The following is a 26,607-nucleotide window of genomic DNA, read 5'->3' as shown; positions in this document are numbered from 1 at the left end:
TCCGGTGTGTAAGAAGGCAAGACCCAAAAAGGGGGACGATTCTACCCCCTTATCCGGTATCAAGGCTATTGCTTCAGCTCTTTTTGTACCTGTGCAAACGACTTGGGCCAGGGCTGGCCTTTCAGCAAGGCTGGCGGAAGCTTGCGAATGGCACTCTTGGCCTGGGTCAGACCGGCATAATCCCCTTGCAGCACCACGTACCAGGGGCTGCCACGGAATTTGGTCTGATAGACCCATACCTTGCCCGCCAGACCATGCTCGGCGACAAACTGATCCACCGCCTTGGTGTTGCTCGCCCCCATCAGCTGAACGCTGTAGTGGTTGCGCGGCTTCTTGTTCAAGGTGGCGACCGGTGTCAGGGCCACCTTGGGTGCTGGCGCGGCAACCGGCTCGTTGCTGGCGGTTTTGGTGGTGGCCGCAGGCGTTGCGGTTGTCACCGGATTCTGTGCCTTGGCGGTACTGGCTGGCGCCGTGGTTGCGATTGCACCACTGGGGGCTGTGCCACTCGGGTTCTTGCCGGTCAGCTCGTCCACCACGTCAGTAGGCAGAGCGCCGCTCACCTTGGGTTCGGTCATCAGCTTTTGCACGACCTCGTCAGAGATCACCACCCGACGCCCTTCGTAATTGGTTGATTCGGTGGTCACGGTTTCGCTCTCCACCGACTTGGGCAACACTTTCGCCTCCGGCTGCCAATCTTTCACAACCCCATTAGGATTGCTTGCTGCATCGCTGTTTTGCGCGCCTTGTGCAGCGGTATCGGTATTCGAACCGCCTGCGGTGAGGGGATCGCCTCCCGTTACCGGGATCGGCAATGCCGTGTTCTGCGCAGGATCCTGCAGTGCCGGTTTGCTTTCATTGTCAAACAGCGCAGGCAGCAGGTAACTCAATGCCAGCAGGCCGCCAGCGACCAGCGCGATAGCGGTGGCAATCTTCTTGACAGGCAACTCCGCCTGACGCTTCTTGGGCCTTCTGTCGGTCATGATATCCTCCAGTAACTGCATGATGGTGGACGGATGTCCGTTCGCCGTTTTCAGGATCTCCTCCACTTGCGGCTTGGGCAAGAGGGTCGCCGGGATCTTGAGCTCTTTGGCTTTCTCATACAAGAAGATGCGCTGCTCGGGCGGGCTCAGTGGCGGCACTTCCAGCTCAAGGGCTGGCATGGCACGCCCTTTGAGCTGCGGTCGTTGGGTACGACACCAGACGTCACTGCCCGAGACGATAATGGCCAGCTGATGGGGCGCCGCCAGGGTATCGTTATGACGGATGATCGCCCACAACTCTCCCAGCAATTCGGCTGGCAACTGATCAGCCCGCTCTATCAGCAGCAGCAGGGTGGCAGGCTTGCTCCCCTCCAGCATGCGAAAGAAGCTCTCTGCCAGGGCATCCTGTGGATTGAACAGCGGGCGCGCCACTACCTGTGGCAATAACAGCTGACGCACATCCACCATCTTCATGGCAGGTGTACCAATCAGGCTTACCACCCACACTTTTTCAGGCAACACGCCGAGCAGGGATTCGCACAGGGTACCGCGACCACAACCGGGTTTACCGGAGAGAAAAATGAAAGGGTGATTGAATTCAATCAGATGCAGCAGCCGGTCAACCAGCTGCCGCTGGGAAGGAAGTTTTAGCAGTTTATTCGTCACGACCAGACTCGATCACCGCCAGCAACTCGGCATCGGACACATCCCCCACCACCTGCGCATGGCCGATACCAACCGGCAACACCAGACGCAGCTTGCCTTCCAGCACCTTCTTGTCACGGCGCATATGGCGAATAAAGGCGGCGAAATCCATCTCGGCAGGCGCATGAATGGGCAGATTGGCGGCCAGCAGCAGGGCGTGCACTCGCGCAACGTCCGCTTCGCTCATATCGCCACGGGCCTGCGCAGTCCGGGCAGCCAGCATGGTGCCGGCGGATACTGCCTCACCGTGCAGCCAGTTGCCATACCCCTGCTCGGCCTCGATGGCATGACCAAAGGTGTGGCCCAGATTGAGCAGCGCACGGACGCCGTGCTCGGTCTCATCCTGACCGACCACATCGGCTTTGATCTCGCAGCAGCGTTTGATGGCGTAGGCCAGCGCGGCAGGTTCCAGCTGTTGCAGACGCACCATGTTCTGCTCCAGCCATCTGAAGAAATCAGCATCCCAAATGATGCCGTACTTGATCACCTCGGCCATCCCTGCGGCAAATTCGCGGGCTGGCAAGGTACTCAGACATTCGGTATCGATAACAACTTGTTTGGGCTGATAAAAAGCCCCAATCATGTTCTTGCCGAGGGGGTGGTTGACAGCGGTTTTACCGCCGACAGAGGAGTCAACCTGGGAGAGCAGAGTGGTCGGGATCTGGATAAAAGGAATGCCACGTTGATAGCTTGCTGCCGCAAAGCCCACCACATCCCCGATCACGCCGCCCCCCAGAGCGATCAGTGTCGTATCGCGCCCATGGTTGGTTTCAAGCAGAGCAGACATGATCTGCTCAAAGGTCGCCAGGTTCTTGTATGCCTCGCCGTCAGGCAGGATCAGGTGTTCAACCTGAAAACCCGACAGCAGAGCGGTTACCCGTTCAAGATAAATCGGAGCAACGACCGTGTTGGTCACTATCATCACCCGCTTGCCCTTGATGGTCGAGACCAGCGCCTCGGGGCGCTGCAACAACCCTGCAGCTATCTCGATGGGATAGCTGCGCTCACCCAGTTCGACCTTCAACCGTTCCATGGACGTCCTCTAGATTACATACCGATCAGCTTTACAATTTGATTGGCAACGATTTTTGCGCTCTGGTCATCGGTGTGCACAACAAAGTCGGCAACCTCTTCATACAGGGCATTGCGCTCTTGTGCCAGACGTTCCAGCACTTCGCGTGCCGGTTCTTCGGTCTGTAGCAGAGGGCGGCGTTTGTCTCGCTGTGTGCGCGCCAGCTGCTTTTCAATAGTGGTTTCGAGGTAGACCACGATGCCACGAGCAGACAACTTGTTGCGGGTTTCGCGACTCTTGATGGCACCGCCACCCGTCGCCAGCACGATACCCTGCTGCTCTGACAATTCGCCGATCACCTTCTCTTCGCGAATCCGGAAACCTTCTTCGCCTTCAACATCGAACACCCAGCCGATATCAGCACCACTGCGGCGCTCAATCTCATGATCTGAGTCGAAAAACTCCATATGCAGTTGTTCTGCCAGATGTCTACCTATGGTGCTCTTGCCCGCACCCATGGGACCTATCAGGAAAATATTGCGTTTCTCAGCCATGTCTTTTCGTTAGTAATTACAAACTGTACGACCCCGATGAATACTGGATCGGGGTACCTATGAACCTTATCTTGCGATGGATCAGGAGGGGGATTATCTCAATAGATATCGGGACTGGCAACCGCAGCCCTTACGCCCCAGCCTCATTGGGGCGTAAGGTTATATGTGTTTTACCCTCACATGTAAAGCATTCAGAAGGCGTCGGTGACTATCTTGGGCGTCACGAAAATCAGCAACTCTCGCTTTTTGTTCTCGCTGGTGGTCTTGCGGAACAGGGCCCCCAATCCGGGGATATCGCCAAGCAGCGGCACCTTGGTCACATCGCTCTTGATGGTCTGCTGATAGATGCCGCCCAACACCAGGGTCTCGCCATTGTTCACCAACACCTGAGTGGTGATGGACTGGGCGTTGATGGAAACCGCATCACCGGTGCCGGTCGGTACCGTTTCACCCTTGGTATCCTGGGTTACGGTCAGGTCGAGAATCACCCGATTGTCAGGGGTGATCTGCGGGGTAACCTTCAGGCTCAATACCGCCTTCTTGAAGGTTACCGAGGTAGCGCCACTGGAAGAGGACTCCACATAGGGGATCTCGGTACCCTGCTCGATCAATGCCGGTTTCTGGTTCGCCGTGGTCACGCGCGGACTAGCGATAATCTCGGCCTTGCTCTCTTTTTCCAGCGCCGACAACTCGAGATCCAGCAAGGTACCATCAGCCAAACGGGCAACCTGGAAGGCCAAAGTACCGGCCGCATTGGTCACCGGCAGGTTGACGTTCAACCGATCGTCTGCTGTCGGTCTGGTAATTGTCGAGCCACCATTGTTGTTACCAGAGCCATCATTCCCCGCTATGGAACCGGACGTACTGTTGCCATGACCATCATTCTTGGTCACCCCCCACCGCACCCCGAGCGCTTCATCAAAACCGTCATCAATGGTCACCATCCGCGCCTCGATAACCACCTGCTTGACCGGAATATCGAGAATATCGAGCATCCGTTTGATGCTGCTGATGACATCGGCGGTATCCTTGACCACCAGCACGTTGGTTCGCTCGTCAACGCTCACCGCACCACGGGGTGACAGTAACTTGGTACTTTCGGAAGAGAGCAGGGCTGCCACTTCCGAGGCCTTGGCATAGTTTATCTGCAGATATTCGGTATAGAGCTGCGCCAAATCTGCGACCTGATTGCGGCTCTCAAGTTGCTGCTTCTCGCGTGTTGCGATCTCTTCCGCAGGAGCCACCAGCAGAATGTTGTTGTCCAGTCGTTTATCCAGACCCCGCACTTTCAAAATAATGTCGAGCGCCTGCTCCCACGGCACCCCATCCAGACGCAGGGTAATATTGCCTGATACCGAATCTGTGGTTACCAAGTTAAGGTTGTTGAAATCGGCAATAAGCTGCAATACGGTACGGACTGGAATATCCTGAAAGTTCAATGAGATGGGCTTTCCCTGATACTGCTTGGATGCCGTGGCCGTCGTCCGCTTTTTCACCTCGATAATGAAGAGCTTGTCAGCCTGATCGTAACGGTAATCAAACTGACCATTGATCGACAGTTCAAACAGGGTATCGCTCCCCTGCCGGGAGACTTCAACCTGAGAGACCGGCGTTGCAAAATCCTGCACGTTGATCAGATTAAGCAAACCATCCGGTACCCGAGTACCATGAAACTTGGCCAGTACGGTCTGACCGCGGCTGCTCACATCAACAGCGGCTGAGCTGTTATCCAGCGTAACCAGAAACTCCCCCTGGCCATCTTTACCACGACGAAAATCCACACCGGTAACCGAGTTGAAATAGGCGCCGTCCCCACTGCTCTGATAGTTGTTAAGCACCGGCTTGCTGGCAGGCTGTGTGGCTACCGGCGTTGTCACGGGTGCAACAGGCATAGACCGGGCAACGACTTGAGGATTGAGCAGCGCCGAGGGAGAGGGTGTGGCCGCCATCGCAGAGGGCGCTGGCACAGGAGTAGCCGAGGTTGCGGGTGCAATCAGGGCGCTCTCACCATTGATGAGCCCGGAAGAGGCCCCCTCGCCCAATGACACCAGTAATTTGTTCCCCTGTTGCTGCACCTGATAGGGAGCAAGCTGATCGAGTGCTATCTTGATATCCAGACCTGCGCCCTTACCCTCAACCTTGATATTATCTACCCCCAGGCGCTGGATCGGCAGCGGGTTCACTTTCAGCGCCCCTACCGCACCGGGAACATGCAACAACAGCTGATTGGGTTGGTAAGAGAGACGATCGGTAAAGCCCGTGACAGGCTCACTAAAACTGAGCTCCACCAGCAATTGATCGGCCAGCAGCGGATTGACCTTGATCTCCTGCAGGGTTGCCACTGCCCACGCCTGACTGAGGGCGCTGGCGCAAAACAGCAAAGCCACTTTGGATACACTCTCTATTGTTGTTCTCATTGCTGTTCGTCCCTGATTATTGTTTTTCTTGCACATTGGCCATTGCCAACTGGGTTTCTCTTGTTACCCAGCACCCCTTCCCGTCCGGAATGGTTTCCAGCAAATCCACGGCAGTGTCAGTGATCTTGATGACTCGGCCCTGATCAAGCCCCATATACTGGTTGAGTCCGACCCGCATCGATTTGCCATCTGGGGTGCTGATCAAGGCCCACAACTGACCTGCCTTACCCAAAGAACCATGCATCGACAGACTGGCCAGCGAATAATTTTCCAGCACCTCTTTCTCACGATCCATCAGGGTCTGAGCACAATCCGGCTGGGCCTTGGCAGTGCTTGTACTTCCGACCGTCGCCTCAGGCTGAGGAACCATGAAGGGGCTGCGCAACTCGCGTTGCTGGTAGTGCATGGGGGCAAAAGGCTTCAGCTCGGGCAAGGGCTCGATAGGTATGGGCGGCCTTGCTTTGGTCTGGGCGACATAGCTATCCATGTCCTCCTGGCCACCACACGCCGCCAGCAAGAGGGCAGGTAACAACCAGCAGATGCGTCTCATTGTTTCGGCTCCACTGTTTTACCGTTGTACTTGTAGGTCTTTGCCAGCATCGACATCGAAATCAGCTCCCCTTCATCCTTGCTCTGACCCAGAGTGAAAGAGTCAAGAATGACGATACGGGGCAAAGCGGCCATGTCAGCGGTAAACTTGCCAATTTCATGGTAAGTGCCCACGACTTCGATACGCATTGGTAGCTCGGTTGAAAACTCGTGCTTTACCTCTGGCTCCCAGTTGATCCGGTTCAATTTCAAGCCGTTGTCGGTAGCAATAAAGCTGATATCGTCCAGCAGACCGGCGACCTCATGGGTATTGGGCAACTGCTTGAGCTGGGTATCAACCAGTTGCTCAAGCTGAACCATTTGCGCCTTGTATGCCCCCAGGTTGGCAGCCAGCATCGCCTTGCTTTCAAACTGGGCTTTCAGTTCGGTCTCCTTCCCCGCTTCCTGAGTCAAACTGGTCAGTGAGTTGGCAATCACGTAGTAGTAGATGGCGCCACCGGTCAACACGCAGCAGAAAAAGATGAAGACCCCTTTTGCCCATTTTGGCCAGCTTGCTATGTCATTGATATCCAGCTCGTTGAGTTGCTGAAGATTCATTGTTGCTCCTTGGCCACATTCCCTGCAGCCGCAGCATTGTTGGCGATCAGGAACATCATGGAAAACTGGCTCAATGACACTGGCGCAATATCAGCCGCAAAAATAGTGCTTATCTTTGCCTGGCCCAACCAGCCGGAACCATCAATCCGCCGCATCATGCTGGCTACCCGGCCATAGGCTTCGGTCTGCCATTAACATCAATAATATTGTTTTGCATCGAAAGGGTGTTGAGGTAAACCCCGTTGGGCACCAGTGAAGGCAGCTGATTGAAGAGGCGGACGGGCACATTGCGTCGCATCTGCAACTGCTCGATGAGCTGCATCCGATCGATCAGTTCCTTGCGACGCTCTTTGAGCAGACGGATCTCCCCCAGTTGGGCATCCAGAATAGTCATCTCCTGAACCAGCCGCTGGTTGCGCTGCTGCTGGGCGACGATCTGGCGATCAACCAGCCAGTTGGCAAAAAATCCCAGCGCGACCGTGGCCAGCACAAAAATCCCAAGCAAAGCCCCGAACTGTTTCTTTTGGCGCTGGGCACGGGCTTCACGCCAGGGCAGAAGGTTTATATTTGACATGGTGTGAAACTCCTCAGAGCCAACCCGAATGCCGTCATATATTTAGCGCCATGTACCAGTTCTGCCTCCCCTTTCGGTTTGCCAAACAGAGCGAACAGATCCGGGTGCAACACCTCGCAATTGACCTCTTCTTTTACCTGTACCAACAAACCGGGTAGCAGACTGCCTCCCCCCGTCAGCACCAGTTTTGCGATGTCGCGATAACCGGATGAACTGCAAAAGAGCTGGATATTGCGCCGCACTTGCTGCAGCAGCGAGTTGATGTGGGGCATCAGCACATCCAGCTCATGGTCAACAGGCAAGGTACCTTTGGTTTTAGCCTGCTCAGCCTCATCCAGCGTCATGCCATAAAAGGAGGAGAGCGCCTGGCTGTACTGATCGCCGCCGAAGTTTTGCAAGCGGGAGTAGATCACCTCTCCCTTGACCAGCGCCGCAAAGGTCATGGCACTGGCACCGATATCTATCACCCCGATCGGCCGTTCACTCTCCTGCAATTCGGGCAGACAGGCCACCACGGCACGGCCCAACGCATGGGCCCCCACATCCACCACCTTGACGGCAATACCGGCTTCGGCAAGGGCGCTGACCCGGCCGTTGACACTCTCGGTGCGGGCTGCGCTCAGCAGCACATCTTGACGATCTTCACTGTTGTTGGTGCTCAGCACCTCAAAATCGAGACTCACTTCATCGAGGGGGAAGGGAATGATCTGCTCGGCCTCCAGCTGCACCTGATTCTCCAGCTCCTTGTCGCTGAGGCGGGCATCAATCTGGATCACCTTGGTTATCACGTTGGACCCGGTCACCGCAGTGGCGGCATAGTCGCTGTGAGTTGGGATCAGGCGCTTGAGAGTCTTGAGAGATTGGCTGACACGCTCGATATCCTGCAATTGATAGTCAACCAGCGTCCCTTTCGGGGTGGCAATATCGGCGACCGATTCGAGATGAAGCTTGCCGGGTCGGCCACTGAGGGTAACGGCCTTGATGGTCTGGCTGCCGAAATCAATGCCCACCAGAGGGAGGAGGGATCCCTTGTTAAAAAGCCCAAACATATACACATCCATGCGTTATTTGGTTTTATTCCTGAACAGAGTGTAGGACACCCGATCAGAGGAGTGCTTCACTCATCCTAAATGCTCTAACTATCAATGTCATAAAGTTTATGCCGAAAAGTGACCCATCTCGCTTTCTTCATGGCAAGTGGCCCTCCTTGGTAATTGCTCCCTGTAGTGCTAACCTCTCGCATCCTTTTGAGGTGGGTGGCTCGCCACAGGAAAACCTCGAATTCCCGATGGCAAAAGGGCTATACTCTGCGCCCGTTGGCTAATTTTAAGACGATTGGTAGTTCTTCCATGCTGAAATGGCTCGTTCGCCTGTTTATTGTCATGATGCTGGGTGCAGTGCTGGGTGTTGCCAGCCTCATCGGTATCTACTTCTATATCAAACCCCAACTGCCCGATGTCACCGCACTGCGTGACGTCAAGCTGGCAACCCCGATGCGAGTTTACAGCCGGGATGGGGAGTTGATCGCCCAATATGGCGAAATTCGTCGCATTCCGCTGCGTCTGGACGAAATTCCGCAACCCATGATCGATGCCGTACTGGCGACCGAAGATGCACGTTTCTATGAGCACCCGGGCATTGACCCGATAGGTATCATTCGAGCTGCATCCGTCTGGGCTGTTTCCGGCCATGCCCGTCAGGGGGCCAGTACCATCACCCAGCAGGTTGCCCGCAACTTCTTCCTGAGCAATGAGAAGACCATCATCCGCAAGATCAAGGAGGTCTTCCTTGCCTGGCGGATCGAGCAGAATCTCTCAAAAGACGAGATCCTCGAACTCTACCTCAACAAAATCCCCCTCGGTTATCGCTCCTTCGGGATCGGTGCTGCGGCACAGGTTTACTTTGGTAAAGAGGTCAAGGATCTGGGACTGGACGAGATCGCCATCATTGCCGGTCTGCCGAAAGCCCCCTCCATGCTCAACCCCATCCGCTCCCCCGAACGCGCCTTTGCTCGCCGCAACGTGGTGCTGGGCCGGATGCTGGAAACCGGCAAGATCACTCAGGCCCAGTTTGACGAAGCGTCCAAGATGCCGATCAAGGCCCGTTTTCACGGCGCCGAAGTGACCCTGCACGCCCCCTATCTTGGTGAAATGGTGCGCCAGAAGATGGTCGAGCAGTTCGGTGAAGATGCTTACACCATGGGCCTGCACGTCTACACTACCGTCTCTGCCGAACGTCAGCGGGCAGCCAGACAGGCGCTGCTGGATGGCGTTTTTGCCTATGATATGCGCCACGGCTATCGCGGCCCGACGGCTCAGTTGTGGAAGGCTGGCGAGACAGCCTGGGATTACGAGCAGATCGTCGCTCACCTTGGCAAGCAGCCCACTTATGATCCGCTGATGGCGGCAGTCGTGACCAAGCTCGGTGATCGCAGCGCCACGCTGGTACTGAAGAATGGCAAGGAAGCAGAGCTCGGCTGGAATGGCATCAAATGGGCTCGCTCCTTTATTACCGACGACCGTCAGAGCTATGCCCCGAAATCGGCGCGCGATGTGCTGAAAGTCGGCGCCCAGATCTGGGTGCGGGAAGAGGGCGAAGAGTTGCTGCTGGCCCAAATCCCGGACGTCAACGCCGCGCTGGTTGCCATGAACCCGAAAAATGGGGCACTGGAAGCACTAGTCGGTGGTTTCAGCTTCGAACTATCCAAATTCAACCGGGTCGATCAGGCACGCCGCCAGATCGGTTCCAATATCAAGCCCTTCCTCTATGCGACCGCGCTGGAGCATGGCTATACCCTGGCGTCGCTCATCAACGATGCGCCGATCAACCAGTGGGATCCGTCAAAAGGGCCCATGTGGCAGCCCAAGAACTCCCCGGCCGTTTATGATGGCCCCACCCCGCTGCGTCTGGGTCTGGCCAAGTCCAAGAACGTGATGTCGGTTCGACTGATGCGCGCCATCGGTCTGGATACCTATATCGACGGTCTGACCCGCTTTGGCTTCCCCCGCGACTTCATCTCTCCCCATGAGTCGCTGGCGCTGGGTGCTGCCGAATTCACCCCCCTCGAGGTAGTGCGTGGTTACTCGGTACTGGCCAACGGTGGCTTCCTGGTGACCCCATACTTCATCGACAAAGTGACCGACAGTCTGGAGAACACCCTCTATCAGGCCAATCCTGCTATTGCTTGCACCACCTGCGAACAGCAGGCCGCCCCCGAGCAGAGCACACTGCCGGAACCAACTGTTGATGGAGCCGCACAAGATGGCACGCAGACCCCTCTCGCGCCAACCATCGCCCCGCATACCATCAGTGCCCAGAGTGCATTCCTGATCACCGACACCCTGAGCACAGCCATCTGGGGTGGCAACGGCTGGCGTGGTACCGGCTGGCGTGCAGCCCGCGACCTGAAACGTCACGACATCTCCGGTAAAACCGGTACCACCAACGAATCGCGGGATGCCTGGTTCTCCGGCTACACCCCGGACATCGTTGCTACCTCATGGATCGGTTTTGACAACCACCAGCGTGGCCTTGGCCGTGCCGAGTTTGGTGGTGGCGCCGCGCAGCCTATCTGGATCGACTTCATGAAAGTCGCCCTCAAAAAACTGCCGGAGCACAAAATGCCGGTTCCCGAAGGGATCATGACGGTGAAGATTGATAGCGAAACCGGCCTGCTGGCGACCAGTGGCGGCACCGACGAATACTTCAAGGAAGGGACCGAACCGACCCGCTACGCAGCACCGAGCTCGGATGGCAATCAGGTCTACGGCGGTGACAACCCCGATGTGGAAGGGCCTGTCTCAACCGACGATATCTTCTAAGCTGCTCTCGCGGCAGAAGCAAAACCGGCAGCCTTGGCTGCCGGTTTTTTTATTGGGCCAACTGCTTGGTCATCAGCGTGGCGATCGAGGCGGCCAGCTCGTTGAAACAGGGGCGACGCACCGAGTAGTGGCGATAGAGCAGCGAGATGGTACGCCCCGGCACAGGGTCAACCACAGGTCGATAGCTCACCCCTCCCTCATCATGATCAGCAGGTACAGCCAGCTTTGGCACCAGGGTCATGCCGCTACCGGCGGCCACCATGTTGCGCAGCGTCTCCAGACTGGTCCCCTTGAAGCGTTGATCCTCACCTATCCCGCCGGCGAAACAGAATCCCATCGCCTGATCCCGCAAACAGTGGCCATCAGCCAGCATCAGCAATTTCTTGCCCTTGAGATTACCGAGTGGCACCTGTCTGGCCTGTGCTTCGGGGTGATGGCAAGGCACCGCCAGCCACATCGGCTCGTGGTAGAGCTGGATTGAGCCAAATCCCTCCATCCCCGGCATCTCGGCCAGAATGACGCAATCCAGCTCCCCCTCTTCCAACCGCTTGAGCAGGGTTTGGGTCTGCTCCTCATAGAGGTAGAACTCCAGCTGGGGGAAACGCTCACGCAGGGTCTGGATAATGCGGGGCAACAGGTAGGGGCCCACGGTCGGAATGAAACCGATATGGATCTCCCCGGACATCGGCTCGGAGAAGTGCTGACCGATGCTCTTGAGCTCGCGCACCTCCTTGAGCACCCGACGCGCCTGATGGGCCATGGCATCGCCAGCCGGAGTAAACAGCACCTTGCGCGAGGTACGTTCGATCAGAATGACCCCGAGTTCATCTTCCAGCTTGCGCAGCTGGCCGCTCAGGGTGGGTTGACTGACAAAGCAGCGTTCAGCGGCTTTGCGAAAATGTTTTTCCTCATCCAGCGCCACCAGATATTCGAGATCGCGAAGATTCATACAGCAAGAGTCCTGCCTGGAAAATGGGCCATCAGCATGCACAATATCGTCCGGCGGGACAAGTCATCCACTTGCAGTGAGCCTCTCTGGCTGCCCCTCCAAAACAGAAAAGCCCGATCACCTTGCGGTAATCGGGCTGTTTGACTCGCCGATGGATTACACCCTGAAACGGCGCACCATATCCTGCAGCTGGGTAGCCAGATGGTTCAGCTCGTTGCACGCCTGAGCCATCTGGGTGGCACCGGCAGCCACCTCTTCGGAAGCATGACTGATATTGACCACGTTGCGGTTGAGCTCCTCGCTCACCGCGCCCTGCTCTTCCGTGGCCGTTGCAATCTGGATGTTCATGTGGGAGATGCTGCTGACCGAGCCACTGATCTGGGAGATGGACTCGCCAGCTTCCCGCGCGGTAGCAACCGTGGTGTTCATCAGCTCCTGACTCTGTTGCATTGTACTGCCGGCCTGTTCGGCACGCTGCTGCAACTCGGCAATGATGGTGTTGATCTGGGAGGTGGAGTCCTGAGTGCGCTTGGCCAGAGTACGCACCTCATCGGCCACCACCGCAAACCCCCGCCCCTGCTCACCGGCACGGGCCGCTTCAATGGCGGCGTTCAATGCCAGCAGGTTGGTCTGTTCGGCAATACCGCGGATCACCTCCAGCACCATACCGATATTGCGGCTGTCATCGCCCAGTTGGCGGATCACCACCGCAGTGCTCTCGATAGCACCGGCGACCCGCTCGATGCGCAGAATGGAGTCATTCACCGTTTGCGCACCAATCTCTGCCGTTTCGCTGGCCGAGGTGGCGGCACTGGCCGCATCGCTGGTGTTGCGAGAGACCTCCTGCACCGTAGCCTGCATCTCGTTCATCGCCGTCGCCAGCTGGTTCAGCTCATGTTGCTGAGCATTCATATTGTTGGCTGACTGGCTGGCAACAGAGCTGATCTCCTCCGCAGCGGAACTCAGTTGAACCACAGATCCCGACACTTCACTCACCAGGGTGCGCAGATTGGTCTGCATCTCACCAAACCCTTTGGCAAGGGTTCCCAGTTCATCATTGTTGAACTGCTGCATATCGATACGGGAGGTGAGATCACCAGAGGAGACACGACGGGTCTGTTCCAGTAACGCCATCACGGGGTTGCGGATCTGACCAGTCAGCAGCCAGGCAATTGCCACCACAAAACCCAGCGTCACCAGACTGACGATGACGCTCATGGTTCTGGCACTGCTGTAGAGCGCCTCCACATCTTTTGTCATCTGGGCCGCAATCTCGTTATTGATTTCCCGCAAGCGGAAGGATTTTGCTCCCACCTCCTCCAGAGCGACCCGGGTTTCGTTTTTGCGCAGACTTCTGACTCGCTCCAGATCGCCAGCAGCGAAGGCGCTCAACAGTTGGTCATGCACCGCAAAATACTTGGCCCCCGCCGCAACCACCTGCTCATAAACCTGTTTCTCTTCACCAGTAGTGAAAGGTAAAGCACCGTATTTTTGGGCGGCTTGTTCAAACTCCTGCTTGGCCTTATTAAAGGTCAGAGTGCGATCGCTTACCTCTTGATCATCCTTGTTCAGACCACCAATGACCTGGGCCAGCTCTGAGCGGCGCGCATCCAGAATCGCAACATGCATCTGGCTGGCATAGCGGGTTGACGGGAGCAGGTTGTCAGTGATGGTTTCGGTATCACCATAGAGCTTTGCCAACTGGCTGATGGAGAACCAGGCCAAGCCCAGTACCAGCAGTGCCAGGATGGCGAATCCGGCACTCAGTTTCTGGCCGATAGACATGTTTTTGAACATATGGGGGCTTCCTTGAAATGAGTCTGCACTCCCGCAACATCCGCCGGGAATGGTCACATAGAGCATAGTCTGCAAGCAGAAAGTCGAAGGCTTTCATATCGCTTCTGCATACAGGAATATCGGCCCGTTCATTCCAATTCTAAAGAGACCTTGTCCGTTCACATTCTAATAACTATTCCATCAACTCAAGAAGATGCTGACGCAACCCGGCAGGATCGCCCAAAAAGTCAGCCACTCGAACAGCACTCACCTTACCGTTGTGCATCAACCCAAGGGTGGGATAACCCTGACCACCCAGCCGTTTCATCCAGCCCTGGCTATCTGCCAGATGTTGCAGCAAGGGGGCCTGCAGATAAGCTTGCTGGAATGCCTCGGCTGCAATCCCCTGCTCTGCCGCCAGCGTGGCTAAAAACGCTGGCTCACCAATCCAGATCCCGTCCCGATAGTGGGATTGCTGGATCCGGTGCAACATGACCAGCCCATCGCCCCCCAACGCCGTGACGGCCAAAACCGCACGGATCGGCGACTCGGAGTCCAGCAGACAGCCTTCCCGCAGCAGCAGTTCGTTAAAGTAGCGTTCGCCAAAATGCTGGCCGGTCAGCGCTTCGATCCGCTGATCATGGGGGCGCACATAATCACGCAATGCCTCGCCCATAGGCTGACGGCGACTACCCATCCAGAGACCGCCCGCATGCAGCTCGATCTTGAGTCCGGCCATGGTGGCTGCCGCCTGCAACAGGGGGGCGGCACCGTAGCACCAGCCACAGAGCGGGTCATAGACATAATGGAGGGTGGTTTGTTGTTCGCTCATCTTCATTCTCGCTTCAATCTCGGATAAAAAACCGGGCCCTTAGGCCCGGTAAAAAAACACAGGGAAAGCAGGCTCAGTGGCTTACCACTTCATCTCGCCGGTATTGACCTTGGCACCGATGGCCAGACCATCGTCAACCGGCAGTGCCGGATAGGCCTTCTTCAGAGCCTCAATCAGCTCACCGGAGTTTTTCGCCTTGGCCAGCTCCTGTTCGAAACGCTCTACATAGTCACGGGTAAAGGTCACAGCAGCAGTGCCTTTGGGAGCAGTGCCCAGGAAGTGGCCCGGTACCACACGCTCGGGTTTCAGGGCCAGCAGGTTATCCAGCGCCTTGACCCAGTTACTGCGGGCCGCCTTGGTCTGGCTGTCCGCCATCCAGACATGCACCCCGTGGTAGACCGGCACACCACCAAAAGCAGTCTTGATGGAAGGGGCCCAGAGGTAGGCATTCGGGGTATTCATCTCTTTGATTTCAATCTTCTCGCCATCCAGCGTCAGGTGGCTGGCGGTCATCACTTGCGGCACGGTCAGGCTCTTCGGTGCCCCCTTGCCGAGGATCGGGCTCCAGTAGCTCAGCTTGGCATCCTTGGTCTTGTTGATATGGTCAACCACATGCTGGTCGGCCAGCACTTTGACATCCGGGAACGCCGCCATGACCGGCTCCAGACCGAAGTAGAAGTCGGGGTCACCGGCACTGATATAGACAGTGGTCAGCTTCTTGCCGCTCTTCTTGATCATGTCGACCAGCGCTTGACCATTTTGCACGTCGAACTGGGCATCGATCAGGATGGCTTCTTTGTCACCGGTCACCAGTGAGGAGGAGACCGGGAAGATCGCCTTCTCGCCAGGGTTGTAGACGGTCACACTCAGGGGGGCGGCCAGTGCGGCGCCACTCAACAGGGTGGTCGCCAGAGTCAGGTTGCGGATCAGGGTGTTGTTCATCATCTATTCCTCATTAAGTATTCGGGGGTTGATTTGATGGACACAGTGTATTGGATCACTTAAGGTGCAAATACAGCATAAAAAGCGCATCACTGTTGCACATATCGAACATATAGAGAGCCATACATGGATCGACTGACCGCATTGCGGGTCTTTGTCAGCGTAGTCGAACAAGAGAGCCTGAGCGGTGCCGGAGAGAAACTGGATATGTCGCGCGCCATGGTGTCGCGCTATCTCGCCGAGCTGGAGAGCTGGATGGGCGCCCGCCTGCTGCACCGCACCACCCGTCGTCTGAGCCTGACAGGGCCAGGAGAGGAGGCGCTGAACCGGGCCCGCGCCATGCTGGCGCTCGGCGAAGAGATGGAGCAGATCGCCGTGAAGGGGGATGACGCCCCCAAGGGGCAACTGCGGATCACCAGCAGCTACTCCCTGTCAGAAGCACTGCTGGTCGGGGCTGCCAACGACTATCTGGCGCAATACCCGGGGACGGCCATCGACATTCTGCTGCTCGACAGAACCGTCAATCTGGTAGAGGAGCGGATCGATCTGGCGGTCCGCATCACCAACGACCTCGACCCCAATCTGGTGGCGCGTCGTCTCGGCACCTGCCACTCGGTAGTCTGCGCCAGCCCGGCCTATCTGGCCCGTCATCCGATGCCACACAAGGTGCAGGATTTGGCGCTGCACAACTGCCTCACCTACACCTACTTTGGCAAGAGCCTGTGGGAGTTCAATGGACCGGATGGCCCCGAGTCAGTGCCGGTCAGCGGTAACCTGAGCGCCAATATCTCCAACCTGCTGCTGGAAGCAACGCTGGAAGGCGCAGGGATCAGCCTGCAACCCCGCTACTCGGCACAACCCTATCTGGAGCGCGGGGAACTGGTGCCCCTACTGACCGACTGGCAACCCAAGCGCCTCGGCGTCTACGGGGTGTATGCCACCCGCAAACAGATGTCGCCACTGCTGCGCAGCTTCCTCGATTTTCTGCTGGCCCGCATGGTGGCGGATCCCATCTGGCAGGAGTGAACACACCTCAAACCCGATCATGAAGAAGGGGCCGCTGCGGGCCCCTTCTCACTCTGATCCCTTGATCAGGCTTCAAATCCGAATGGTTCTGAGTGCGGCGCTTCCGGCTGCACACTCTCGTCCAGGAAAATATCCCGATAAGCCACATAGATGGAATAGTTGAGCGCCGGGATCACCACCAGCAGACCTACCAGCAACAACACAGCGCCAAACAGCAACAACATGGCTGAGAGCAGCCCCCACCAGAAGAAGGGAAAAAAATTGCGCCAGCAGCCGAAGAAGCTCAGCCGTACCGCCTGGATGATGCCGATATCGTGGTGGTAGATCAGCGCCGGAGCAAAGGTAACCCCCATCAGCACGGGAATGATGAGCAGCATCCCCACCAGCAATACCAGCAGCAGTTGTTGCAACTGGCTGGCTGAGACCACCATGCTCTCGGGATCCTGCGTCAGCAGCGGGAGCAGCCCCCACATGGAGAGCAGACCGAGACAGACGAGGCCCACCAGGCTGAACAGCAGCAACACCAGCAGACCGCCTAGCATCAGCGGAGTCAACTTGTGGCGAAAACCGGCGAAGAGATCGGCAAACTGCAGCGGCTCCCCCCGATAACCCCGAGCGGCGACCGCCACCCAACCCGCGCCCCACACCATGTAGAGCAGTTGGGAGATAAGGCCACCCGCCGGCAGTTGCTCCAGCAGCATGCCCACCATAAACCAGACCAGCACCATGGCCACGCTGATCCCCATCCCCTTGTTGAAGATATCGAACCCGCTGCGAACCCAGAGCCAGCCACGACCTGTCGTGTACCGGGCCGGAGTGGTGCGCAAAGGGGGTAATCCGTTCATATCGTCTCCTCGGAGTGTCGGTGGCATCAGTGCCGGAAGCCGATTCTAGAGCCAGGGCGGGGGCGACTCAATGGCGAAGCGGCCCGACCACGACATAAAACCTGACGCAGCTATGCACAAAAGGGGCGTCAGCCATGCCTCGCCTCTGGCTGCCCCGACTATAACGAGGCACAATCTGCTCCCTCCCCCAGCCGCGCCTGTCGTGGCCAGCGTGCCGTGATCACCATTTAGTGATCGACGAATGCCGGACAGGGGGGTTGTCATCCCGCCATCCCGGGCGCTTTAACATCGAGTGGTATCGTCATGAGAGTTGTTTGTTGTCTGTTGTTGTTACTGACCAGCCAGTCAGCCCTGGCCGAGGGTTTTATCAGTCGCCTGCTCAACCATCCGGTGCCGGGTGGCGTGGCCGTCGTGCCCCTTGGCAAGGCATCCACGGCGCCACAAGCCCATTATCAGGGCAAGCCCGTACTGGTCGTGCTGGAAGATGGCCAGTGGATCGCCATCGTCGGCATCTCCCTCAAGAGCCCGCTTGGGGCCCAGCAACTGACCACAGATGATGGCCGTACTCTCGGCTTCACCGTGACCCCCAAGCACTACCGCGAGCAGCACATCAAGCTCAAGAACAGCCGTCAGGTCAATCCGCTCGCCGAGGATATGACCCGCATCAACCGCGAGCTGGCGGAGCAGACCCGGGCTTACCAGACCTTCAGCCCCAACCAGCCAAGCAACCTGCTGTTCGACAAGCCGGTCAACGGCCCCCTCTCCAGCCCGTTTGGCCTGCGTCGCTTCTTCAATGGCGAGGAGCGCAACCCCCACTCCGGCCTCGACTTCGCAGTGGGCGCCGGCACCCCGATCAAGTCCCCCGCCGCAGGCAAGGTGATCCTGATCGGCAACTACTTCTTCAATGGCAATACCGTCTTTGTCGACCACGGTCAGGGGCTCATCAGCATGTTCTGCCACATGTCGAAGGTAGATGTGAAGCTCGGTCAGAGCCTGCCGCGTGGCGGCATCGTCGGGCGAGTCGGTTCGACCGGCCGCGCTACCGGCCCCCATATGCACTGGAACGTAAGCCTCAACGACACTCGGGTCGATCCCGCCATCTTTATCGGCGCCTTCAAGCCCTGAATCGGCAGAGCCCGTTAACAAAACATCCTCTAACAAAACAGGCAGCCCATGGCTGCCTGTCTGCTATCTGCACGTCGAACCTGATTACCTATCCGGCCAGCGCGTGGGCGCCGGACTCCCGACGCATCGCCCGCCACATCACCAACACCAGCAAGGAGCTGCACGTTGGCAATGCAAGCCAGACCCCGGGCACGCCCCACAGGGTCGAGAAGCCCCACAAGAAACCGCCAATCAGCACCAGCTTTCCGCCGGTGAGCAGGGAGGCGATGCGGGCCCGGTTGATGGCCTGGAAGTAGGTGGCCCCCACCAGCAACAAACCCTCCATCGGCAGCCCCCAGAAGTAGAGCCAGATCCCGAGGCTCGCCACCGGCAGCAGGGTAGCGTTGTCGCCGGCAAACAGATAGACCGCCGCCTCCGGCCACAGATAAAGCGGGAACATCGCGGATAGGGCGATCCCCAACGTCACTCCGAGTGCCAGATTGCGGATCCGCAGCACACGCCGCCAGTGACCGGCGCCCGCGTTAAAGCTGGCGATGGGCTGGATCCCCATGGCGATCCCCTCAAACACCAGATAGAAGAAGGCCTCGGTGTAACTGATCACCCCGTAGGCCGCCACATGCAGCGAAGTGCCGACCGCCAGCAACGCCTTGTTGTGCAGCGCCAGCACCACAGAGAGATAGAGGTACATCAGAAAACTGGAGATCCCGAGGCGCACCGTCTCGCCCATCAGCCGCAGATCGGGGCGCAAGGTGTCCCAACTTATCCGCAGCTGGCTACGCGGCGTGAAGAAGTGCCACAGGCAGGCAAGGCCCGTCACCGCCTGGGAGAGCATGGTGGCCGTCGCCACCCCGGCCAATCCGAACGGAAACACCACCATCAGCAGATAGTCGAGCAGCACGTTGAGCAGCCCCCCGACTACCATGATGAGGGTGACAAATCCGGGGCGGCCATCGTTGCGCAGCAGCGAGCTGAACGCCATCGACAGCACCGCAAAGACGCCCAGCCAGGCGTAGGCCTGCAGGTAGGAGAGCCCGGCGGTGAAGATCTCCCCCTCCGCTCCCATCCAGGCCAGCATGGGCTCGCCATAACGGATCCCGATAAAACTGAGCAGTGCCGAGGCCAGCAACACCATCACCAGCGCATTGCCGACGATATGGCGGGCTTTGGCCGGGTTGCCCTGCCCCAGATAGAAGGAGACCAGCGACGAGGCCCCCATGCCGATCAGCGCCCCCACCGCATAGAGCACGGCGCAGATGGGATAAGCCAGCATCAGACCGGCCATGCCATCCTGACCCAGCACATGGCCAACGAAGATGCCATCGATGGTGACATAGATGCCGGTGATCAGCATGGCCGCCACGGTCGGGGTTACGTAACGCCAGAAAAGGCGAGATAGCGGGGCTGTGCCCAGATCAACAGCTGACATATTCGACTCGGTGGAGAGAAAGCGGCTAGGATCATAGCGAAACGGCAGCACGACTTCCTGTTATTTGTGTTATGAATCATTAATATAGACTGCTTTACCCGCCTCCCTGCCCTGTTTTAGGCTAGGGCCACCTCTTCTGAACGGAAACGAGCCTCATGTTGCAACGCCTGCTCACCTTCTTGCTGCTCTCCCTTCTCTTGTTGCCGCCAAGCGTGCGCGCCGACGATGCCATTGCCCAGGCCGAATCCCTGTTGCAGAGCGTGCCCAAGAGCGATACCCCGGAAAACCAGAAGCTGCGGGAGAGCTACCAGCAGGCGCTGCAATTTGCCAGAGAGGCCGAGCGTTACCGAGAGCAGAGCAAAGCCTATCAGCAGATCCTTATCGATTACCCCAAGGAGTCGGCGCGCCTCAAGGAGAGCCTGCACAACTATCAGCCTGCTGCTCGCCCGCCGCTGGCGAGTCTCAAGGAGGAGGCGCTGCGCCAGGCCATAGGCTTGAGCAGCAACCGCCAGCTCAACCTGCGCAAGGAGAGGCAGGGGGTGATGGACAGCCTCAACCAGCTGGAGAGCACCGGTCAGGAGTATCACCTGCGGGTGGATGATCTGCGCAAACAGCTGCAACTGACCCGCAGCCAGCTGGAGCGACTGAGCTTCAGCAGCGAATCGGATCGCCAGCAGGAGGCACAGCTGCTGCTGACCAGAATGAAGGAGCAGAGCCTCTCCGACCGGATCCAGATGCTGGAGCTGGAGCAGCTCTCGGCCCAGCAGCGCAACGATCTCGGCAAGCTGAAGCTGCAGGAGCTCAATCTGGCCATCGCCGACGAGGATGAGTGGCAAGCCAGCCTGCTGACCCAGCAGAACCAACTGCGGCGGGAGAAGACCGAGCAAGCGCTGGAGGAGAGCGAGCGGCTGCGCAAACAACTCACCACCGACATGCCGCTGCTGCTGGAGCAGCAACAGCAGAATCAGGCGCTCTCCATCCAGCTCGGCACACTGGAAGATCAGATTGAGCGGGTGCAGGACGAACAGCGCACTGTCGACAAGAATCTGTTTGAACTGAATGAGCTGGTCAACTCGGTACGCGAACAGCTGGAGTGGCTGCAGATCAGTAATGCCTACGGCGAGAACCTGCGCAGCAAACTCTCCGATCTGCCCCCCCAGTTCCCCCTCGACAAGCTGGAGTCCGCCATCGTCAGCGCCCGCATGGCCAAGTACCAGTACGAGAGCGAGCAGGATGGGCTCAAGGATACCCGCCAGCTGCGCGACAAGCTGATGGCCGAAGAGGAAGTGACGCTCGATCGGCCACAGCAAGCGGTGCTCGACAACCTGCTCAAGGCCCGGCGCCAGCTGCTGACCCGGCTCAACGACGCCTCCGATACCCTCATTCAGGAGCAGACCCGCCTCAAACTGCTCTACAGCCGCCAGAACAGCAAGATCGACGAGATCCGCGAAATAAGCGCCAGCCACCTGTTCTGGATGCCCGATGTGCGCCCCTTTACCCCGCAGGTGATGCTCGGCATTCCCGCCGCGCTGACCCTGGCCTTCAACCCGGACAACTGGCTGCAACTGCCCTACGCCATCGCCGAGAACAGCCCGCTGAGCCTCACGCTGGCCGGTATTGGGCTGCTGGTGCTGGCCTGGGGCTGGTTCAAGTTGGCCCGTCACCTGAGCCTCTATTGCGACCATATTGCGCCGCGGATCGGCAAGGTAACTCAGGACAAATTCAGCCTCACCAGCCGCTTGCTGCTGCGCTCCCTGCTTGCCGCCCTCCCCTTGCCCGCCATGGTGTTGATGGTACGCGGCCTGCTCGAAGGGGCCTGGCAATACCCGTTTGCAGTGGCGGTGGCGCGCGGCCTTGGCGAGATCTGGTTTCTGCTGCTGGCACTGGTGATGGCCCGCCACCTGACGCTGGAGCGGGGGATTTTGATCCACCACTTCCGCTGGCCCCGGGAACAGGTGCAAAAGGTGTGGGGGCAGTTTCGCACCCTGCTGCTGGTGCTGATCCCGAGTTTCTTCGTGCAGGGGATGGCCCACAGCTATCAGGAGCACGCCTTCTACGACTCCCTCGGCCGGATGGCCTTCATGATCGGTGCACTCTGGCTACTGCTCTTCTTTGCCCGCCTCAACCGGGAGCGGCTACCACTCACCTGGGGCCAGACCGATATGACCAAGCCCCATCTGCTGCACCACTTCATCTGGAACAGCCTGATGCTGGCGCCGCTGCTGGCGGTGATCGGCGCCCTGTTTGGCTACTTCTATACCTCGCGCACCCTGCTGCGCCAGCTGGAGCTGAGCCTGCTGATGGGGCTGGGTTGCCTGCTGGTCTACTATCTGGCCAGACGCTGGATGCTGATCCAGCGCCGCCGCCTCGCCTTCGAGCGCGCCAAGAGCAAGCGCGCCGAGATCCTGGCTCAGCGCGGCCGGGAAGAGGGGCATGACGAGCTCAGCTCCGAGACCCCGGACGTGGTGGAAGAGACTGAACTGGATCTCGATACCATCAGCGCACAGTCGCTGGGGCTGGTGCGCACCCTGCTGATGCTGGGTTTCACCATGCTGGTGGTGGTGCAATGGTCGGATCTCAACTCCGCCTTCAGCTTCCTCAGCAATATCGAGGTGTGGCAGGTGAGCAGCAAGATTGGCGGCATCGAGCAGCTCTCGGCCATCACCTTGCAGGATCTGATGCTGACCGCCTTCGTCTTCATTCTGACCGTGGTGACAGCCCGCAACCTGCCGGGGCTGATGGAGCTGACCCTGCTGCAACACCTCAGCCTCTCCCCGGGTACCGGCTTTGCCCTCACCACCACCAGCAAGTATCTGGTGATCCTGATCGGTGCCCTCATCGGCTTCTCCATGCTCGGCATCGACTGGTCGAAGACCCAGTGGCTGGTCGCCGCCCTCTCGGTGGGACTGGGTTTCGGCCTGCAGGAGATCTTCGCCAACTTTGTCTCCGGCCTCATCATCCTGTTTGAGAAGCCGATCCGACTCGGTGACACCGTCACCATCCGCGATCTCACCGGCACCGTCACCAAGATCAAAACCCGGGCCACCACCATAGTGGATTGGGATCGCAAGGAGATCATCGTGCCCAACAAGGCCTTCATCACCGAACAGTTCATCAACTGGTCGCTCTCCGATGCCATCACTCGGGTCAAACTGCGGATCCGGATCGGCCTGACCCGGGATCCGAAACTGGTGCAGCGCATTCTGGAAGAGTCCATCCAGGCATCGACCCTGGTATTGGAGACGCCGACGCCAGAGGTCTTCCTGATCGAATTCACCGACTCGGCACTGATCTACGAGATCCGCCTCTACGTCAACAACATGGATCACCGGATGCCCATCACTCACGAGGTTCACTCGCTGGTGCTGGAGAAGATGCAGCAGCAGGGACTTACCCTGCCCCATCAACAGATCGACATTCACCTGAGCCGCGGCTGATCCGCGAGGTAAAGGAGCAGAACATGCAGATTATTGCCCACCGTGGCGCCAGCGGTCTGGCACCGGAAAACACCCTCAAGGCGATGGCCAAAGCGCTGGAGCTGGGAGCATCAGCCATCGAGATCGACGTGCAGGCGGCCGATGGCGAGTTGTGGGTCTTCCACGACCGGCGGCTGGAGCGCTGCACCAATGGCAAGGGGGTGCTGACCGAGCAATCCCGCTCCTATCTGGAGCAGCTCGATGCCGGTGAGGGAGAGGTGCTCCCGACCCTGTGGCAGGTGATGGAGATCATCGCCGGACGCTGCGAGCTGCACATCGAGCTCAAAGGCACCCATACCGCCGATGCGGTGGCAGCCCTGACCCGACGGGCAGAGGCCGAGCTGGGCTTTACTCCCGGCCAGTGGGTGGTTTCTTCCTTCCATCACCCGGAGCTGGCCCGATTTGCCGCCTTGCGGCCCGATATCCGCCTCGGCGCCCTGACCGCCAATCTGCCACTCAACCTGGCGCTGTTTGCCGACGAGCTGGGGGCTTGGTCCATCAATTGCGATGTTGATTTCATCGACGCCGCGCTGGTCGATGATGCCCATCGCCGGGGGCTCAAAGTTCTGGTTTATACCGTTGATTATCCAGAAGACTATGAAACGCTCTCTAGCATGGGGGTCGATGGAATCTTCACCAATCGACCAGATCGTTTTCTGACGCAGTGAGGGGGGGATACGCGCATGGATAACCACTGATTTAGGCACTAACTTTAAATAGCTGACCGGGATACAAAGAGTTCAACTTCAGCCGATAAACAGAGGCTCATAACAATAACTAGATTCCACACACACTTCAGACTGACGCTCACAAGGATGTAACTATGAACTTATCCATTAAAAACAAGCTTGTTCTGGCTATCGGGGTCATCATTCTGGTGATCACCTGCCTGCAGGTCTGGTACAACACCTCGCAACTGCGCAGCGAGACCCAGCGACTGGTCTGGAACATCATCGACGAAAGCTCCATGGCCAACGTCAAGGGGATCTCCCGCTGGGTCGACTCCCGGATCAGCATGGTCAGCACCACCAAGGAAGCATTCGCCAAAGAAGACGAGCCCATCAGTCATCTGGCCCAGTCCATGAATGCCGGTGGCTTCGACCTGGTCTATGCCGGTACCGCAGACGGCAAGATGATCCAGAGCAAACCGACCGACCTGCCCGCCGGTTATGACCCCCGTCAACGCCCCTGGTACAAGGACGCGGCCGCCGCAGGCAAGCTGGTCATCACAGCCCCCTATGCCGACATCTCCACCGGCCAGCTGATTGTCACCATTGCCGAGCCGTTCCAGCGTGGCAATACCCAGGGGGTCATCGCCGGTGACGTCTCCATCAGCTCACTGATCTCGGACATTCTGGCGGTCACCACCGAGGGCACCTACGCCATGCTGGTGGACAGCAATGGCACCATCATCGCGCACCCCGATGCCTCCCTGAGCCTGAAATCCGCCACCGCTCTGGCACCGGAGCTGACTGCCGCCTACATCAATCAGGTCGCCCATGACGGCATGATCAACGAGCTGGTGATCAGCGGCAAGAAAGAGGTCTACGACTTCAATGCCATTCCCAATACCAACTGGTATTACGGCATGATGGTGGATGAAGAGATCGCCTACCAGTCGGTACGCCGCATGGTTACCTCCTCCCTCATTCAGGGGCTTATCACCATACTGATCGTGGCAGGCTTCTCCTATGTCGCCATCAACGGCTCGCTGGCCCCTCTGAAAACCTTGGGCGAAGCGATTGCCGATCTCTCCCGTGGCAATGGCGATCTGACCCGCCGGATCAAGATTGAACGTGAGGATGAAGTAGGCGCGGTTGCCAAACACGTCAACACCTTCATCGAGCGGATCCATGTGATGGTGCAGGATATCTCCAACTCCTCCGGCCAACTCAACCAGCAGGCCAAGTCCTCCCACAGCATGGCGGAGAAGGCCAATCAGGGGCTGGCACGCCAGCAAAACGAGATCTCCCAGATCGCCACTGCGGTACACGAGATGTCGGCCACCGCGGTCGAGGTTGCCAGCAACGCCGAGCAGACCGCCGAAGCGGCCCGCAGCTCCTCCAGCAGTTGCGAGCATGGCAAGCAGGTGATCGCCCGCAACCAGCGCTCCATCACCGATCTGGCCACCCAGGTGGAACAGGCCTCCAACATCATTCAGGAACTGGAGAAAAACGCTCAGGAGATCAACACCATCCTCTCCACCATTCAGGGCATCGCCGAGCAGACCAACCTGCTGGCACTCAACGCCGCCATCGAAGCGGCCCGTGCCGGTGAACAGGGTCGCGGCTTTGCGGTGGTAGCCGACGAGGTGCGCGTCTTGTCACAGCGTACCCACAGCTCCACCGTTGAAATCCGCAATATGATCGAAACCCTGCAACGCAATACCCAGGGAGCGGTCAGCACCATGCACGAAGGCCAGCTGCTGGCCCAGAACAGCGTGGATGACGCCAACAACGCCACCCATGCACTGGAGCAGATCACCACCTCGATCAACCAGATCTCCGACATGGCGACCCAGATCTCCAGCGCGGCTGAAGAGCAGCGGGCCGTCACCGACGAGGTAAGTCGCAACATTCAGGCAGTGAAAGATGTCTCGGACGAACTGGCAGTAGATGCAGACAGCTCACGCCATCTCTCTGAACAACTTAAAAATATTTCGGGTGAACTGAGCAATCAGGTCGGCATGTTCCGCATTTGAGCATGAGCAAAAGGGGCCGTACAGGCCCCTTTTATTTTTCTAAATAGCGCTTAATTTTCAGTGAGTAATCTCACATTACCCGCCAAATACCCCGCCTTGAAACCCTTGTAATTCGTCTGGAATTATCAGAACACCGCCGTGGTCACCGCCGCACTTCGGATTACCTATTTCTATCTGAATAAATGAATGCCAATAATTCTCATTAAAAAATTACAATAAAAAACTTAAAATTTTTTTCGCGAGTACCTAAAAAGAGAGGTGATTCGCATTTTATTGAAAGAAAACTACGTACAATCCAGA

Annotated in this window: 19 protein-coding genes and 1 pseudogene; 6 read left to right on the top strand and 14 right to left on the bottom strand. The window is 58.1% G+C overall.

What is annotated here, in order from left to right:
- Nucleotides 1-65: 65 nt before the first annotated feature.
- The 8 genes and pseudogenes from ACTG27_RS00320 to tapM all read right to left on the bottom strand — a co-directional run bounded on the left by ACTG27_RS00320 (nt 66) and on the right by tapM (nt 8,437).
- On the bottom strand, nt 66-1,646 hold the full coding sequence (locus tag ACTG27_RS00320; protein WP_439978871.1) for an SPOR domain-containing protein: 1,581 nt from the start codon (nt 1,644-1,646) through the stop codon (nt 66-68).
- Nucleotides 1,636-2,718 carry a 3-dehydroquinate synthase gene (gene aroB / locus ACTG27_RS00315; RefSeq protein WP_439978870.1) on the bottom strand — a complete coding sequence of 361 codons (1,083 nt, stop codon included), beginning with the start codon at nt 2,716-2,718 and terminating at the stop codon, nt 1,636-1,638. The genes ACTG27_RS00320 and aroB overlap by 11 nt, the downstream gene beginning before the upstream one ends.
- A 14-nt stretch (nt 2,719-2,732) precedes the next feature.
- The gene (gene aroK / locus ACTG27_RS00310) at nt 2,733-3,251 is read right to left on the bottom strand and encodes a shikimate kinase AroK (protein WP_005335014.1); all 519 of its coding nucleotides are present in this window, start codon (nt 3,249-3,251) and stop codon (nt 2,733-2,735) included.
- A gap of 191 nt (nt 3,252-3,442) precedes the next feature.
- On the bottom strand, nt 3,443-5,668 hold the full coding sequence (gene pilQ, locus ACTG27_RS00305) for a type IV pilus secretin PilQ (RefSeq protein WP_368152243.1): 2,226 nt from the start codon (nt 5,666-5,668) through the stop codon (nt 3,443-3,445).
- Nucleotides 5,669-5,684: 16 nt separating this feature from the next.
- Entirely contained in the window at nt 5,685-6,218 is a 534-nt protein-coding gene (locus ACTG27_RS00300) for a pilus assembly protein PilP (RefSeq protein WP_005335020.1), read from the bottom strand.
- Nucleotides 6,215-6,814, bottom strand: coding sequence for a PilO family type IV pilus biogenesis protein TapO (tapO, locus tag ACTG27_RS00295; RefSeq protein WP_019446350.1), 600 nt, complete (start codon nt 6,812-6,814; stop codon nt 6,215-6,217). Before tapO ends, ACTG27_RS00300 begins: the two co-directional genes overlap by 4 nt.
- Nucleotides 6,811-7,388: pseudogene (gene tapN / locus ACTG27_RS00290) on the bottom strand (PilN family type IV pilus biogenesis protein TapN). Before tapN ends, tapO begins: the two are co-directional and overlap by 4 nt.
- Nucleotides 7,376-8,437, bottom strand: coding sequence for a PilM family type IVa pilus assembly protein TapM (tapM, locus tag ACTG27_RS00285; protein ID WP_005335023.1), 1,062 nt, complete (start codon nt 8,435-8,437; stop codon nt 7,376-7,378). The pseudogene tapN and the gene tapM overlap by 13 nt, the downstream one beginning before the upstream one ends.
- 300 nt (nt 8,438-8,737) lie before the next feature.
- On the opposite strand from tapM, the gene ACTG27_RS00280 reads away from it, so the two are divergent.
- Entirely contained in the window at nt 8,738-11,209 is a 2,472-nt protein-coding gene (locus ACTG27_RS00280) for a penicillin-binding protein 1A (protein ID WP_042054572.1), read from the top strand.
- A gap of 49 nt (nt 11,210-11,258) precedes the next feature.
- Here the strand turns inward: ACTG27_RS00280 and oxyR are convergent, their stop codons facing one another.
- The 4 genes from oxyR to ACTG27_RS00260 form a co-directional block, all read right to left on the bottom strand.
- Nucleotides 11,259-12,158, bottom strand: coding sequence for a DNA-binding transcriptional regulator OxyR (oxyR, locus tag ACTG27_RS00275; RefSeq protein ID WP_021229787.1), 900 nt, complete (start codon nt 12,156-12,158; stop codon nt 11,259-11,261).
- Between the two features lie 156 nt (nt 12,159-12,314).
- Nucleotides 12,315-13,955, bottom strand: coding sequence for a methyl-accepting chemotaxis protein (locus tag ACTG27_RS00270; RefSeq protein WP_158109828.1), 1,641 nt, complete (start codon nt 13,953-13,955; stop codon nt 12,315-12,317).
- Nucleotides 13,956-14,127: 172 nt separating this feature from the next.
- Complete coding sequence (locus tag ACTG27_RS00265; protein ID WP_439978868.1) at nt 14,128-14,772, bottom strand: DsbA family protein; 645 nt, start codon at nt 14,770-14,772, stop codon at nt 14,128-14,130.
- A gap of 75 nt (nt 14,773-14,847) precedes the next feature.
- Nucleotides 14,848-15,708, bottom strand: coding sequence for a Vmh family MBL fold metallo-hydrolase (locus tag ACTG27_RS00260; protein ID WP_026035063.1), 861 nt, complete (start codon nt 15,706-15,708; stop codon nt 14,848-14,850).
- A 126-nt stretch (nt 15,709-15,834) separates the two neighbouring features.
- Between ACTG27_RS00260 and ACTG27_RS00255 the strand changes: the two genes are divergently transcribed.
- The gene (locus tag ACTG27_RS00255; RefSeq protein WP_439978866.1) at nt 15,835-16,734 is read left to right on the top strand and encodes a LysR family transcriptional regulator; all 900 of its coding nucleotides are present in this window, start codon (nt 15,835-15,837) and stop codon (nt 16,732-16,734) included.
- A gap of 65 nt (nt 16,735-16,799) precedes the next feature.
- On the opposite strand, the gene ACTG27_RS00250 is transcribed toward ACTG27_RS00255, so the two are convergent.
- Nucleotides 16,800-17,579 (bottom strand): BPSS1780 family membrane protein, encoded by a 780-nt coding sequence (locus ACTG27_RS00250; protein ID WP_439978865.1) that lies wholly within the window; start codon nt 17,577-17,579, stop codon nt 16,800-16,802.
- A 303-nt stretch (nt 17,580-17,882) separates the two neighbouring features.
- Between ACTG27_RS00250 and ACTG27_RS00245 the strand changes: the two genes are divergently transcribed.
- Entirely contained in the window at nt 17,883-18,704 is an 822-nt protein-coding gene (locus tag ACTG27_RS00245; RefSeq protein WP_439978864.1) for a peptidoglycan DD-metalloendopeptidase family protein, read from the top strand.
- An 88-nt stretch (nt 18,705-18,792) separates the two neighbouring features.
- Here ACTG27_RS00245 and ACTG27_RS00240 read toward each other — a convergent pair whose 3' ends face one another.
- Nucleotides 18,793-20,130, bottom strand: a complete 1,338-nt coding sequence (locus ACTG27_RS00240) for an MATE family efflux transporter (RefSeq protein ID WP_439978863.1) — start codon at nt 20,128-20,130, stop codon at nt 18,793-18,795.
- Between the two features lie 155 nt (nt 20,131-20,285).
- On the opposite strand from ACTG27_RS00240, the gene mscM reads away from it, so the two are divergent.
- The 3 genes from mscM (at nt 20,286) to ACTG27_RS00225 (ending at nt 26,307) form a co-directional block, all read left to right on the top strand.
- Nucleotides 20,286-23,567 (top strand): miniconductance mechanosensitive channel MscM, encoded by a 3,282-nt coding sequence (mscM, locus tag ACTG27_RS00235; RefSeq protein ID WP_439978862.1) that lies wholly within the window; start codon nt 20,286-20,288, stop codon nt 23,565-23,567.
- Between the two features lie 23 nt (nt 23,568-23,590).
- Entirely contained in the window at nt 23,591-24,274 is a 684-nt protein-coding gene (locus tag ACTG27_RS00230; protein ID WP_439978861.1) for a glycerophosphodiester phosphodiesterase, read from the top strand.
- A 155-nt stretch (nt 24,275-24,429) separates the two neighbouring features.
- Complete coding sequence (locus tag ACTG27_RS00225) at nt 24,430-26,307, top strand: methyl-accepting chemotaxis protein (RefSeq protein WP_021229777.1); 1,878 nt, start codon at nt 24,430-24,432, stop codon at nt 26,305-26,307.
- The last annotated feature ends 300 nt before the right edge of the window (nt 26,308-26,607 follow it).

The organism is Aeromonas sp. 97A (assembly GCF_051919185.1).
Classification (GTDB): Bacteria; Pseudomonadota; Gammaproteobacteria; order Enterobacterales; family Aeromonadaceae; genus Aeromonas; species Aeromonas veronii.
The sequence above is the reverse complement of the archived record's forward strand: the minus strand, read 5'-3'. Positions and strand labels throughout refer to the sequence as shown.